Source organism: Blautia hominis (genome assembly GCA_002270465.1).
Classification (GTDB): domain Bacteria; phylum Bacillota; class Clostridia; order Lachnospirales; family Lachnospiraceae; genus Blautia; species Blautia hominis.
The window spans coordinates 323,863-335,333 of sequence record NQOF01000003.1 but is presented as its reverse complement, the minus strand read 5'-3'; the positions used below and the strand labels follow the sequence as shown (position 1 = coordinate 335,333).

Genomic DNA, 11,471 nt, shown 5'->3' with positions numbered 1-11,471 from the left:
AATAAGATAAAACTGTTCTATAAGCTGTTATAAGTATAAAAATAAAACGGCTCTGCCTCAATAGACAAAACCGTCTTATCATATGAGAAAACCGAGTCTTTAAACTTTGAATTCTTCCCCAGCTTCTAGTATCAGTCTTTCAAAGGATTCTGCAAATCTCAGATTATCTTCCTCTGTTCTCTTTGCAGGGCCTTTCAGATGATGCTTTCCTTTTCCCATGCGGGCTTTCTTTGCCAAATGCCTTTCCATCAGCATCTGGTCTATATTCTGATCTGTGTACCACTTCCCGCTTTGATGGATTCCATACGCACCTTTTCCGAGAATCATGGCCGCCACACCATAGTCCTGGGTCACAACAATATCTCCCTTTTGACATTGGTTTACCAGGGCAAGATCAACAGCATCCGAACCGGCTCCAATCACTTTTACTTCACTGTATTCTGAATTTAGTACATGATTCGTATCGCACAGCAGAAGGACCGGAATGTTTTTCTTCTTTGCTGCCTGTTCTACAATTCTTATCACCGGACAGGCATCTGCATCCACAAGTATCCTCATACCAATCACCTCTTTCTTGAATCCGAATGTATCATAACACAGAAATGGACCGCTTCATTCCTTTCACGGAATGTGCCGTGAAACGCGCATCCTATTTGGAACTTTTTTACCATCCATTTTAAAGACATGAAGCCTCCGTCAATTTAGCCTCCTGCTCAAAGATCACTACCAGTAATACGGCAGATCAGCTTAGCCAGATGTTCCGTATCCATAGGCGTTTCACCTGTTTCACGGAGCCACTGCTCCAGCATGGCAACCATGCCGCTTATGACAAAAGTAGTGGCATATTCCTGTTCCTGCTGTGTTTGCACCCCATGTAAAGAATAGCTGATATATTTTCCTTTTTGCAGATATTCCCGGCATTTGCGCTGCAGCACACCGCTTTTTCCGTTATAAACAATAAGACGGAGGGTATCTTCATATTTTTCAAAAAACGAGAAGAAAAGTTTTGCTGCATCACACAGATTATTTACTGTGTGTCTTTCCGAATGGGTGATAAAACTTTCAAAGACCGTATCAAGATAATATTCCAAAATCTCGTCCTTGGAATTAAAGATCTGATAAAAGGTCTGCCGGGACAAATCTGTAGCCCCCATTATCTGCTTGATTGAAATCTCCTCAAGAGAATTATTCTGTAAAAGGGAAAAAAATGCCCGGATGATCTCTTCACGTGAACGTATGGCAGATGGATTGGTGCCCTGGTACATATGATCCTCCTACTCCTGCTTCCGAATAAACCGGACAGACCGGTAAAAATGTCAAACTTCATTTCCATTCATTGACAATTTCATATTTCGTGTTTATACTTTAGCATAAAGTCATACAGTTGTCAAACTTATGAAATGAGAAGGAGAAGATTCATGCAGCTTGTTTATTTAGGTTGTGTTTTTCTTACTATTGTCTTGCTGCTGACTTTTCGCCGTCCGCTATACCAGGCTGTTTTAGGCGGATTGTTCATGACTGTACTCTTATTCCAAATACCTCCATCCGGTATTTGGAAGCAGACAATGGCTGTGTTTAAGAACCCCGACTCTCTTTCTGTACTGATATCCTTGTATTTCATCACGTACCTGCAGCAAATGCTGGAAGCGCGCAGTCAGATCAAGCTGGCCCAGCAGGATCTGAACGGCCTCTTCCATAACCGCCGTATCAATGCGGCATGTGCCCCTCTGTTTATTGGTCTTCTGCCATCTGCTGCTGCAATGATCTTGTGTGGTGATATTGTAAAGGAATCTACAGAGGGATATTTGGATTCCAGGGAGCAAGCCTTTGTAACCAGCTGGTTCCGCCATATCCCTGAAAGTACACTGCCGACATATGCCGGTGTATTGCTTATGGCAAATCTGTCAGGTGTTCCTCTTCCAAAATTTATGGCTGGTATGATCATACCGGTTATAGTCCTGGCATTACTGGGATATTGGCCCTACATACGCAAACTGCCTAAAGACCCCGGAATGCCCCGCAGCACACAGCGGGGAAAAGATGCCGTACATCTTTTTCAGCACTTGTGGTCACTGCTGTTGATCATCGCACTTATTCTCATAGGAAAAATGTCAGTCGTCACTGCTGTTTTTCTTGTTATTGCAGGAGCGGCGGTAATCTATCGGTTTCGGCTAAAAGAACTTTTTTCAATGGTCCGCAGTGCTTTTGAGATCAACCTGCTGCTCAATACCTTTTTGGTATTAGTATTGAAGGAATATATTTCCTACACAGGTGTTCTGCAAAATTTACCTGAGTTACTGTCTTCCCTGCCGATTCCAGCCTATTTGATCTTCGCACTGCTTTTCTTTGCAGGAGCGATCATCAGCGGCACGAACGGCATTATTGCTTTGGGAACCCCGCTGGCATTCGCTGCAGTCTCCGGCGGTATGCCGTTAATGGTTTTATTAATGTGTATGTGTCATGCAGCAAGCCAAATTTCCCCCACACATGTATGTTTAGTTGTGGCAGCCGATTACTTCCACATTACACTGGGCGAACTGATACGCAAGACTTTGCCCTCCACAATGTTATTTTGTGGAATCATGATTCTTTATTACAATATTTTACTGTGTTTTTAGAACGTCGTTTGACATGGGAAAGGAGATATTTTATGAAACTTGGAATCATCCGTTGTATGCAGACAGAAGATTTTTGCCCGGGCACTGCTGATTTTAAATCTATCCAAAAAAGAGTGGGGGCTTTTGCCGATATAGAGGAAGAGATTGAGATCATTGGTTTTGTCAATTGCGGAGGCTGTCCGGGAAAAAAAGCTGTATTACGCGCCAAAGAGCTGGTGAAGCGGGGCGCTGATACTATCGCGTTTGCCTCCTGTATAAAAAAAGGTACACCCATCGGATTTCCATGTCCCACGGCAGAGACCATGATCCAGTGTGTAAGAAAAGCCGTTGGTGAGGAAGTGAGGATCATTGAATATACGCATTGATGGCAGATCCAGTCAAGTCTGCTAAAGCACCTTTTCGGGACTGACTCCCATAATAACGGAGGAGTGTCATTTTTGCAGATTCCACAACGGCCGCAAAGCTGGCCGGGGCAGTCAACGGCAGGATAAACGAGCTGCCCCTGACGTTGACTGCCTTTCCTTTTTGTGTACAATGCCTCAAATACCCATGCCATCCCCATGACCCTTCCGGTTCCCAGCAGGCAAACAGACAGCACGGGCTTCTGTCTCTGCCCTCTTATTTTCCCATATCCCCAAAATAGTGGCGTGTAATCTGATGATTGGTCCATAAGGTAAATACTGCGGCTGATAAGATCCAAAAAGCAAAAATTGATATTTGGTTTGTTATGGGGATGGATTTATAGTCAATGGATCGCCCTTTGATCTTCATTTGAATTGTGGTAAAGACCGCAAACGCCGTAAAGACAGAAATAAATGTGGAAACCGGAAATAATTTCTTTTTCACCCGTCTGTCTGCAAAATGCTTTTCTCCTATCATAGCAGCACCGCCTTATATCCAAGCCCCCGTACTGTTTTTATTTCAAATCCATCGCAGACAGAGAATTTATCCCGCAGTTTTGTAATATATACATCCCCAACATTAATTTCCCAATACTCACAAAAAAATTTCCCATACAGGCAGCGCCGGTGATCTGGATGGAGCGGCTTTTCTTTTTCCCCGCGTTCTCAATTGTTGAATTGTTACCAGATATTTGAAATCTTTTTGACATGGGGATACCTCCTCATCACAATATGCTTTAGCATAGCAGGGGTTCTTTTGATTTATGTTTGAGAATTGTTTCTGAATTATTAATTGAAAGAGCTTCTTACCGGCTATCCGGCTGTGTTCTGAATACTATCCTGAACCATAATCTTGCCAAAGGTCCTGCGATAAATAACTGCGCAGGCAAAGCCATAACAAAATTTTTACAGAATGTTATGATATAGTTAGGAATTGCATTGCCCGTAAAGCCGTATGCATGAAACACTCCGATAAAACTGGCAAAGAATACCTGGGCCACAACCGTGAATATCTGGATTGCAAAGATAATTACAATTGGACGGTCCCCTGGCTGTACAACACGGAAGGCAAAGAACTTCGCAATGTGTCCTGACACAAAATAGGCAAGTAAAAAAATAATGATATATTCGATCCACATCCCTTTCAATGCAGTCAGAAACATATGATTTGAGAATTCTCCTGCCACCAGAACTGTATTGTAAAGCGTCATGATATATACCATGATCCAAGCAGTAACTGCTGTAAAAAAGATGGATTCTCCTTTAGTCTCAGGCATTAGTCATTCCCTCCGTTTTCTAATATAAGCCTGGCGCCGCCATATATCCCTGCATCCTTGGACCGCCCTGCTAATTTAATTGATGTTTCGCCAATCTCTACACCAAATGCGTATTTCTTCATTTTTCACCTCGTTTTCTCAACCCAAAAGACTGTACCATTGCTCATATGATACAGTCTTTTATAATCTTTATAAGATTGTCACGCTTCGTTCCTTTACTCCATCCAGAGGAACCGGAATATATGCGGTTCTCACGATCACTCTCAGTTCAACCTTGTGTTCTCCCTTGGAAAGACCGCCGTCACGAATCACTTGTACTGTCATAGGCGTATCATATTCCCACTTATGTCCAACAACAGTGGTCATCTCGTCAAGCGTAAACCAATATTCACCATTATCAACACTGCATCGGATCACCTCTCTCGGAATTTCTTCGCCATCCACTTTTACACGGATGTCATTGACCATGGAAAGGGGAATCCCCCTATAATATGTGATATAAGTCTGAAGTTCAAATCCTGTTATCTTTCCCTCTTTTTCACAATTTCTGCATGTTCCTTCTATAAATACATTGTTATCAAACATCTTCCTGCCCCCTATCCCTGAATTTCTTCCAGACACGCCCGGATGTATTTCTGGTGTGCAATGACTTCTTCTTTTTCCACTGTGGGCTGACCTGGAATTGTCCAGCGGTTCCCTTCATATTCCGTGGCCACATATCCGTCATACCCCTTTTCATGTAAATATTGAAGGAATCCTTTATAATCTACGGAATACTCACCGTTTTCTGTCATTTCAAATAATTTGAAGTGGATGTGCATAACGTATGGCATCAGTTCATCCAGAACAGTAAACGGCTCATGCTCATATCCGTCTGCAAAGTGTGCATACATAAAATCAGCATCGTTCTTTAAGGCTGATGTTAACTCCGGTATAAAACCTCCCTCCGGTCCATATACGGCACGTCCGTCTTTTCCTTCTTTAAAAAGCTTATTCACTACATCAATGGGTTCCTGGTTCGTTCCGAGAGCCTTGCAGTAATTTTCCATCACTCTCGGTACCCTCTCGCAAAAAATACCCGAATCAATGACAAGCCCTATGTACGGGGAATTCAAACGCTTCATTTCTTTTATATAATCCCTGGTCTTGGGTTTATCAAAACTGAGTCCCGCGTGAATTTCCAGCGCCATCCTGACATTATATTTTTCACAATACGGCAGTAAAGGTTCCAGTACAAATGCCGGCGTCATGGATACCAGACGGATTATGTTCATTCCCATGCGATGTGCCAGCCTGATCTCGTCAATCAAAAGTTCTACACATTCCTTTTTTGTCAGTTCCCGGTTCTTGTACAAATTTGTGTTCAAAAACACATCTGATATAACTGGTTTAATGTCATAGGTTTCACATAATCTGTCCCAGTTTTTTAATGTTTCCTCAGAAGGGTGCGGTGCCCCCGGAAGCATCTGGTCCGGAAGGACCTCAACCCCAACCACTTTATTCTCATGCAGAAACTTAAAAATATCTTCCAGTGACATTCTATGGTTCATATATTCGTTCTGCAGACTATACAAACTGACGCATGTCTTAATACTGCTCATCTTTCTTCCTCCTACTTTTACTCAAAATCTACTGACTTCTTTGTTCTGGCCGATTCCCTGACTGCTTCCATCAGGCTCAAAACCCTGCGGACCTCCGGTATTTTTACAAAGAAATCTTCTTTTCCTTCATACGCCCTGATAAATTGTTCAAAGTAATCCCGGTGGCAGGTCTTAACTTCTGGAAGTTCTTCCGTTATGATCAGCCCTTCCCTTGGGTTGCCAAAGGAGCGTGTAGGTCCTGCTGCCGTCATGGTTCTTTTGCCGCTTACATTTGTCAAAAGTCCCGTTGTTCTCACTATTTTCCCTTCCGGCCGGAATCCATCCACATACATGGAGCCTTTGTCTCCGCCCAAAAACCAGTGGCGTTCAAACCACTTTGGCTGGTCCTTCAGATAATAAGTGCCAAGCTCTATCTCTGCGGTAATACCATTATCAAACAAAAGCTGGATATTAAAGAAATCATCTACTTCTTCATTGATCACATTTTTTACAGTGGCAAAAACAGATGTGACTTTTGCGTCAATCATCCATAGAAGCTGGTCGATCAGATGAACACCCCAGTCAAATAACATACCGCCGCCCTCTGATACAAACACGTGCCAGTCATGCATATTTCCATTAAAACCATATAACTGATTTTTGACGGTATAGATTTCTCCCAGGGAATGCCGGTCATATACCTCTTTCACGGTTCTGAAATCCGGGTCAAATCTTCTCTGCTGATGTACTGTAAATTTTACATTGTTTTCCGCAACCACATTTACCATCTGATCCAACTCTGCAACGGACATGGCAGCCGGTTTTTCGCAGATGATATCTTTCCCTGCTTTTGCCGCTTTTGTTACAAGTTCCAAATGCTGATTGTTGTTGGCAGCAATGATCACAACTTGGATATCCGGGTTGCTCAGCAATTCGTCCGCTGAGCCATAACGAATGATTCCTTCTTTTACGTCCTCCATCTGTGCCCGATTGCTGTCACATATGCCAATCACTTCTACTCCATCCATCTGTGTGAGCATGGATTCATGCTCGTGTCCCATAAATCCATGGCCGATAATACCAAATTTAATCCCCATCTTTTCCTCCCTTTATCAAAGCGGACATCTGTAGTCCGGTACGGTCTGCGCAATAAATGCACAGACCAGCTGAATCGTTACGTTCAAATCACAAACTGCTCTATATACCGCTTACTCAGCAGCAGCGAATTTTTCACTGCCTCAGAAGAACCCTCAAAGGCTTTATCCTCAATCTCAATGCAGGTATATCCCTGATAGCCAATATCCGTTAGGGCAGATACATATTTTCCCCAGTCCACATCTCCCAGTCCCGGCAGTTTCGGGGACATATAATCGAGAGGATACGCCGTGATCCCAACCTGGTCCAGTTTCTCACGGTACACTTTAATATCCTTATAGTGTACATGAAAGATTTTATCCTTATATTTGTAGATTGGCTTAATATAGTCAATCATCTGCCAGACAAAATGGGACGGATCGTAATTGATTCCCAGGTTCTCATATGGCAGGATTTCAAATACCTTATCCCATATTGCAGGAGTAGTCATCAGGTTCTGTCCCCCGGGCCACTGGTCAGCGCCAAACAGCATAGGGCAGTTTTCAATTGCCACCCTTACTCCATTTTCCCGGGCCAAATCCATGATTGGCGGCCAGATTTCTTTCACCAGTTCCAGATTTGCCTCCACTGTTTTATTCTGGTCACGTCCAATAAAGGTGGTCACCATATCAATTCCCAGCCTGTGGCTTGCCAGAATCAGCTTTTTCAGGTGTTCAACTGCCATATTTCGTTTATCTGCATCTCCATCCAGGGTGTTCGGATAATAAGCCAGGGAAGAAATTTCAACCTGCTTTTTCTTACAATATTCCTGAATATACTGTACATAATCCTCCTCTGCCAGAATCCTGTCGGTATTGATATGGCAGACACCTGCATATCGCCTCTCCGCCTTTCCCTGAGGCCAGCACGCTGCTTCCACACATGTAAATCCCAATTCACTGGCTGTGTCAATCATCTCCTCAAAAGATGACCGGTCTAATATAGCTGATACAAATCCTAACTTCATTTCAATCCCTTCTTTCTCAAATCGCTGCTGTTTACAACTCTTAAAATGCAGTCCTTTAAACTGTGATCTCAACCTGCCTGGGGTGAAAACCTACGCTGCATCACACCCATAATATATACAACCAGAAGTAATACCGCACCCCGGATCATCTGGGTATATGAGCCGCTGGCCCCTGTAATGGTCAGTCCGCTTTCCAGCAGGGTGATCATAAATGCCCCTATGATCAATTTATAGATCTTCGTTCCCGTACCGCCCCGGACCGGTACACCTCCTATGTACATTGCCATAAGGATCCTCATCTCAAAACCAATCCCCAGTACATTGCTGGAGCCTCCCACGCGGGCCAATACGAACAAACTTGCAATTCCGGTCATCAGGCCCGATATCATAAATGCCATGATTTTCACCTTTGTTACATTTACACCGGCAAACTGCACTGCATTCTCACTTTCTCCAATGCCTTTGCAGTAGGCCCCAAAAGGTGTTTTATTGAATATAAATCCCATTACCAATACAAGAAGAATCACAATGGGAAGCTTGATCCCTGTCTCATCCAGCTTCATCAGCGATAATGGCAGCATAACCGATCTGGAACCTAAAATCGCGCTGACAAGTCCCCGGAGTGCAATGAGGATTGCAAGAGAAACCATAAAGGATGACACTTTAAACCTTGCATTCACAAACCCAAGAAAAAAGCCTGACAGGATACCTATTACAATGGCGGCCGGAATTGCAAGCACAACAGAATGGTCGGCAGCAACAATGACAGCTGCCGCTGCACAGACAGCTACCAGTGAACCCTGTGTAATGTCTGTTGCTCCCATGGATGCCACAAAGATAAGCCCCAGCCCCGCAATGATCACATTCAGGGTCTGTTTGATAATGATCATGATATTATTGGGGGCGAATACTTTGCCTCCCGTGGTAATACTGAAAATTAGGATAAGCAACAGCAGAATGATAAAAGGCAATAACTCTTCCACTTTAAATTTAGTTTTTTTCATCAGATCATCACCTCTATAATTTTACTTTCCGAGAAATTACTTCCACGGGTCATTTCCCCTTTTATTTCTCCATTGTTAAGGATCAAAATCCGGTCTGCCATTCCGATTGCCTCCGGAAGTTCATCGGAAATCAGTATAAATCCAACGCCCTCCTTTTTCTGCTTACGAAGAATATCATAAATATATGCTTTGACGCCTATATCGACTCCCCGCGTGGGGCAATCCAATATCATGTATTTCAAATCTTTTGAAAGCCATCTGCCCAAATTGATTTTTTGCTTGTTTCCACCGCTGAGCCGTCCGATAGGCTGCATGATCCCTGTGGCCTTCACATCAAAATCATCGTATGCCTTCTGTGCAAAACCATTGATATCCCTCTTCTTTGTATATCCAAGAAAACCTGCCAGTTCATTTGCAGAAGGAATATATAGATTGTCTCTTATGGATGCCTGAAGCATCAGGCCCTCCTCATCTCTGTTTTTTGACAGGTAGGCGCCCTGCTGCCGGATCATATGAAGTGGTGTTTTCAGTTCTTTGCCGCTGTTTTTATCGGTTACAGTCCCGGTCCGCCCCTCCTCCATACCAAAAATGGCACTTCCCAGGGTATGGATCCCGGCATCACTGAGGCCGCAGACCGCCAGTATTTCTCCTTTATGCAACTCAAATGAAATATTTTTGAGTTTTCCGTTCTTTAACCCCAAATCTTTTACTTCCAGTAAAACTTCATCCTCATAATCAGCGCTTTCATCCGTCCTGTAATAATCCCCTTCCAGTTTCCGTCCGATCATATACTGCTTCAAGTCATCCGTGGTGATCTCCTCTGTACTTACTGTGGTCACAACTTCACCATCACGAAGGACGGTAATACTGTCACAGATATCCACAGTTTCCTCCAGATCATGGGAGATAATGATCATGGACTTGTGACGCTTTTTAAATTTATCCTTCAGATGATAGATGATCTGCCTGGTATCATGAGACAGGGATTGTGTGATCTCATCCAGAACCAGTAAATCCGGGTCAATGGACAACGCTCTTGCAAGTTCTATCAGTTTTCTCTGCTCCATTGTCAGATGTGCTGCCGGGATTTCCAGCGGAACTTCTCCCAGGCCCCACTCCGCAAAGATATCTCTTGCCGCTTTCACCATTTTTCTTGTATTCACGATGCCCAGGGCTGTGAATGACTCCATTTTGCCCAGGAAAAGATTCTTAGCACCGCTCAGGCTGGTAATTACACCAAGCTCCTGCACCACCATGGATACTTTATATTCATTCGCCTCTAATGGATTATGAGGTGCATATTCCTTCCCATGAATAAACATTTTACCGGAATCAAAGGCCTGCATCCCACTGATCATGGACGTAAGTGTGGATTTTCCGGAACCATTCTCACCTGCTAACCCTCTGATCTCTCCCTGATCCAAAGTCATTGTGATATTTTTATTGGCATGTGTGACACCAAAGCTTTTGTTCAATTTTTCTACTCTCAATAATTCATCTGCCATTATTTCACCACCTCTTTCTCTTTCAGGTGTGATAAAATCCCACAAATAACAACAACAATGCCCAGTGTAAACTGCTGCCAAGTACCTGACGGTACCCCGAACAAGGTCAGGATATTAAACATACCGGTAATGGCAATTCCGCTGAATACGATTCCAATTGGTGTTGGGACAATATTCTGAATGGACTCTGCCAAAAGGACTGTTGCCAGTGCTTTGAATATAGTGTTTAAACTCCCAAGTCCGCTTGTACTGAGCAGTTTGCCGGAAAAGCTGATTTGAACTAATGCCGCCAGCCCGATAAAAATCCCGCCAATCATCGTTGAGATAAAGATTGTTCTTTTCGTGTTGATGCCCATTACCTCAGCCACGGAAGAATTGCCGCCGATGGCATGTAAATTGATTCCGATTTTTGTTTTTTCAAACAGAAAGTATGCAGCTGCTAACCCGGCCAGCATCAAAACAGCCATTGCCGGCATTCTGCCAAACATCTTATAGTTCTTCAGAATAGGAAGCTTTCCTCCCATTCCCGTCAAAACAGTTGCCCACTGGGACAGGATTGCTTCCACGATCAAAGCCGCGCCGATGCCTGAGATCCATGCGGGAATCCTGAGTGTCTGGCTGCACCGGACACATAAATGTTCAATGATGACAGAAGTCACAATAGTGCCAAGAAATAACCCTATGTAACCCATTTTCAATGTCTCTGCACAATATGCCCCTATGTTTGCCGAGAGAAGAATATTGGCGCCGATTGACAGATCAATAATTCCGGTTGTAAAGATGAAGCTCATACCCCAGGCTGTAAAAATAGGAAATATCGCATGAGATACAATGGTTTTCATATTATCCGGTGTCAGCAGTTTTCCTTTGAAAATAAGATTGCAGATAAGAAAAACGGCCAGGAAAGCGCATAACAATAAAATTTGGGCTTTTATTTTTTTCTTACTTCCAGCCATGATATCCTCCTATAAGATACAGGCCGCCA

The 11,471-nt window shown here is 43.5% G+C and carries 14 protein-coding genes and 1 pseudogene; 2 read left to right on the top strand and 13 right to left on the bottom strand.

The window, feature by feature from the left end; all coding sequences use genetic code 11:
* Window positions 1–99 precede the first annotated feature (99 nt).
* Together CI595_RS12175 and CI595_RS12170 are read right to left on the bottom strand one after the other, a co-directional pair.
* Window positions 100–558, bottom strand: a complete 459-nt coding sequence (locus CI595_RS12175) for a YaiI/YqxD family protein (protein WP_095173534.1) — start codon at window positions 556–558, stop codon at window positions 100–102.
* Between the two features lie 155 nt (window positions 559–713).
* Window positions 714–1,265: a TetR/AcrR family transcriptional regulator gene (locus CI595_RS12170; protein WP_095173533.1), complete on the bottom strand. Its 552-nt coding sequence runs from the start codon at window positions 1,263–1,265 to the stop codon at window positions 714–716.
* 153 nt (window positions 1,266–1,418) lie between these two features.
* On the opposite strand from CI595_RS12170, the gene CI595_RS12165 reads away from it, so the two are divergent.
* Window positions 1,419–2,618: a DUF401 family protein gene (locus tag CI595_RS12165; RefSeq protein ID WP_162291869.1), complete on the top strand. Its 1,200-nt coding sequence runs from the start codon at window positions 1,419–1,421 to the stop codon at window positions 2,616–2,618.
* Between the two features lie 32 nt (window positions 2,619–2,650).
* Window positions 2,651–2,983 carry a CGGC domain-containing protein gene (locus tag CI595_RS12160; protein ID WP_095173531.1) on the top strand — a complete coding sequence of 111 codons (333 nt, stop codon included), beginning with the start codon at window positions 2,651–2,653 and terminating at the stop codon, window positions 2,981–2,983.
* 253 nt (window positions 2,984–3,236) lie between these two features.
* Here CI595_RS12160 and CI595_RS12155 read toward each other — a convergent pair whose 3' ends face one another.
* The 11 genes and pseudogenes from CI595_RS12155 to CI595_RS12110 form a co-directional block, all read right to left on the bottom strand.
* Window positions 3,237–3,497 (bottom strand): hypothetical protein, encoded by a 261-nt coding sequence (locus tag CI595_RS12155; protein WP_095173530.1) that lies wholly within the window; start codon window positions 3,495–3,497, stop codon window positions 3,237–3,239.
* Window positions 3,494–3,592 (bottom strand): annotated as a pseudogene (locus CI595_RS27130) (response regulator transcription factor); the annotation flags it as partial. The pseudogene CI595_RS27130 and the gene CI595_RS12155, both read right to left, overlap by 4 nt.
* Before the next feature lie 233 nt (window positions 3,593–3,825).
* Window positions 3,826–4,296: a DUF2798 domain-containing protein gene (locus CI595_RS12145; protein WP_095173529.1), complete on the bottom strand. Its 471-nt coding sequence runs from the start codon at window positions 4,294–4,296 to the stop codon at window positions 3,826–3,828.
* Window positions 4,296–4,418 (bottom strand): hypothetical protein, encoded by a 123-nt coding sequence (locus CI595_RS26620; protein WP_279233386.1) that lies wholly within the window; start codon window positions 4,416–4,418, stop codon window positions 4,296–4,298. Before CI595_RS26620 ends, CI595_RS12145 begins: the two co-directional genes overlap by 1 nt.
* A 67-nt stretch (window positions 4,419–4,485) precedes the next feature.
* Window positions 4,486–4,881 carry a C-glycoside deglycosidase beta subunit domain-containing protein gene (locus tag CI595_RS12140; RefSeq protein ID WP_095173528.1) on the bottom strand — a complete coding sequence of 132 codons (396 nt, stop codon included), beginning with the start codon at window positions 4,879–4,881 and terminating at the stop codon, window positions 4,486–4,488.
* A gap of 11 nt (window positions 4,882–4,892) precedes the next feature.
* A complete protein-coding gene (locus tag CI595_RS12135) occupies window positions 4,893–5,897 on the bottom strand; it encodes a sugar phosphate isomerase/epimerase family protein (protein ID WP_095173527.1) in 1,005 nt (334 codons plus the stop codon).
* Between the two features lie 17 nt (window positions 5,898–5,914).
* Window positions 5,915–6,973 carry a Gfo/Idh/MocA family protein gene (locus CI595_RS12130; protein WP_095173526.1) on the bottom strand — a complete coding sequence of 353 codons (1,059 nt, stop codon included), beginning with the start codon at window positions 6,971–6,973 and terminating at the stop codon, window positions 5,915–5,917.
* An 83-nt stretch (window positions 6,974–7,056) separates the two neighbouring features.
* Complete coding sequence (locus CI595_RS12125) at window positions 7,057–7,977, bottom strand: sugar phosphate isomerase/epimerase family protein (protein WP_095173525.1); 921 nt, start codon at window positions 7,975–7,977, stop codon at window positions 7,057–7,059.
* A 68-nt stretch (window positions 7,978–8,045) separates the two neighbouring features.
* Entirely contained in the window at window positions 8,046–8,981 is a 936-nt protein-coding gene (locus tag CI595_RS12120; RefSeq protein WP_095173524.1) for an ABC transporter permease, read from the bottom strand.
* The gene (locus tag CI595_RS12115) at window positions 8,981–10,486 is read right to left on the bottom strand and encodes a sugar ABC transporter ATP-binding protein (RefSeq protein ID WP_095173523.1); all 1,506 of its coding nucleotides are present in this window, start codon (window positions 10,484–10,486) and stop codon (window positions 8,981–8,983) included. Before CI595_RS12115 ends, CI595_RS12120 begins: the two co-directional genes overlap by 1 nt.
* Entirely contained in the window at window positions 10,486–11,442 is a 957-nt protein-coding gene (locus CI595_RS12110) for an ABC transporter permease (protein ID WP_095173522.1), read from the bottom strand. The genes CI595_RS12115 and CI595_RS12110 overlap by 1 nt, the downstream gene beginning before the upstream one ends.
* Between the last annotated feature and the right edge of the window lie 29 nt (window positions 11,443–11,471).

Excerpts from the sequence above, each read along its gene's own strand:
- CI595_RS12125 (WP_095173525.1), bottom strand. The coding sequence starts at position 7,977 with ATGAAGTTAGGATTTGTATCAGCTATATTAGACCGGTCATCTTTTGAG.
- CI595_RS12135 (WP_095173527.1), bottom strand. The coding sequence starts at position 5,897 with ATGAGCAGTATTAAGACATGCGTCAGTTTGTATAGTCTGCAGAACGAA.
- CI595_RS12110 (WP_095173522.1), bottom strand. The coding sequence starts at position 11,442 with ATGGCTGGAAGTAAGAAAAAAATAAAAGCCCAAATTTTATTGTTATGC.
- CI595_RS12175 (WP_095173534.1), bottom strand. The coding sequence starts at position 558 with ATGAGGATACTTGTGGATGCAGATGCCTGTCCGGTGATAAGAATTGTA.
- CI595_RS26620 (WP_279233386.1), bottom strand. The coding sequence starts at position 4,418 with ATGAAGAAATACGCATTTGGTGTAGAGATTGGCGAAACATCAATTAAA.
- CI595_RS12160 (WP_095173531.1), top strand. The coding sequence starts at position 2,651 with ATGAAACTTGGAATCATCCGTTGTATGCAGACAGAAGATTTTTGCCCG.
- CI595_RS12120 (WP_095173524.1), bottom strand. The coding sequence starts at position 8,981 with ATGAAAAAAACTAAATTTAAAGTGGAAGAGTTATTGCCTTTTATCATT.
- CI595_RS12130 (WP_095173526.1), bottom strand. The coding sequence starts at position 6,973 with ATGGGGATTAAATTTGGTATTATCGGCCATGGATTTATGGGACACGAG.
- CI595_RS12115 (WP_095173523.1), bottom strand. The coding sequence starts at position 10,486 with ATGGCAGATGAATTATTGAGAGTAGAAAAATTGAACAAAAGCTTTGGT.
- CI595_RS12165 (WP_162291869.1), top strand. The coding sequence starts at position 1,419 with ATGCAGCTTGTTTATTTAGGTTGTGTTTTTCTTACTATTGTCTTGCTG.
- CI595_RS12155 (WP_095173530.1), bottom strand. The coding sequence starts at position 3,497 with ATGATAGGAGAAAAGCATTTTGCAGACAGACGGGTGAAAAAGAAATTA.
- CI595_RS12170 (WP_095173533.1), bottom strand. The coding sequence starts at position 1,265 with ATGTACCAGGGCACCAATCCATCTGCCATACGTTCACGTGAAGAGATC.
- CI595_RS12140 (WP_095173528.1), bottom strand. The coding sequence starts at position 4,881 with ATGTTTGATAACAATGTATTTATAGAAGGAACATGCAGAAATTGTGAA.
- CI595_RS12145 (WP_095173529.1), bottom strand. The coding sequence starts at position 4,296 with ATGCCTGAGACTAAAGGAGAATCCATCTTTTTTACAGCAGTTACTGCT.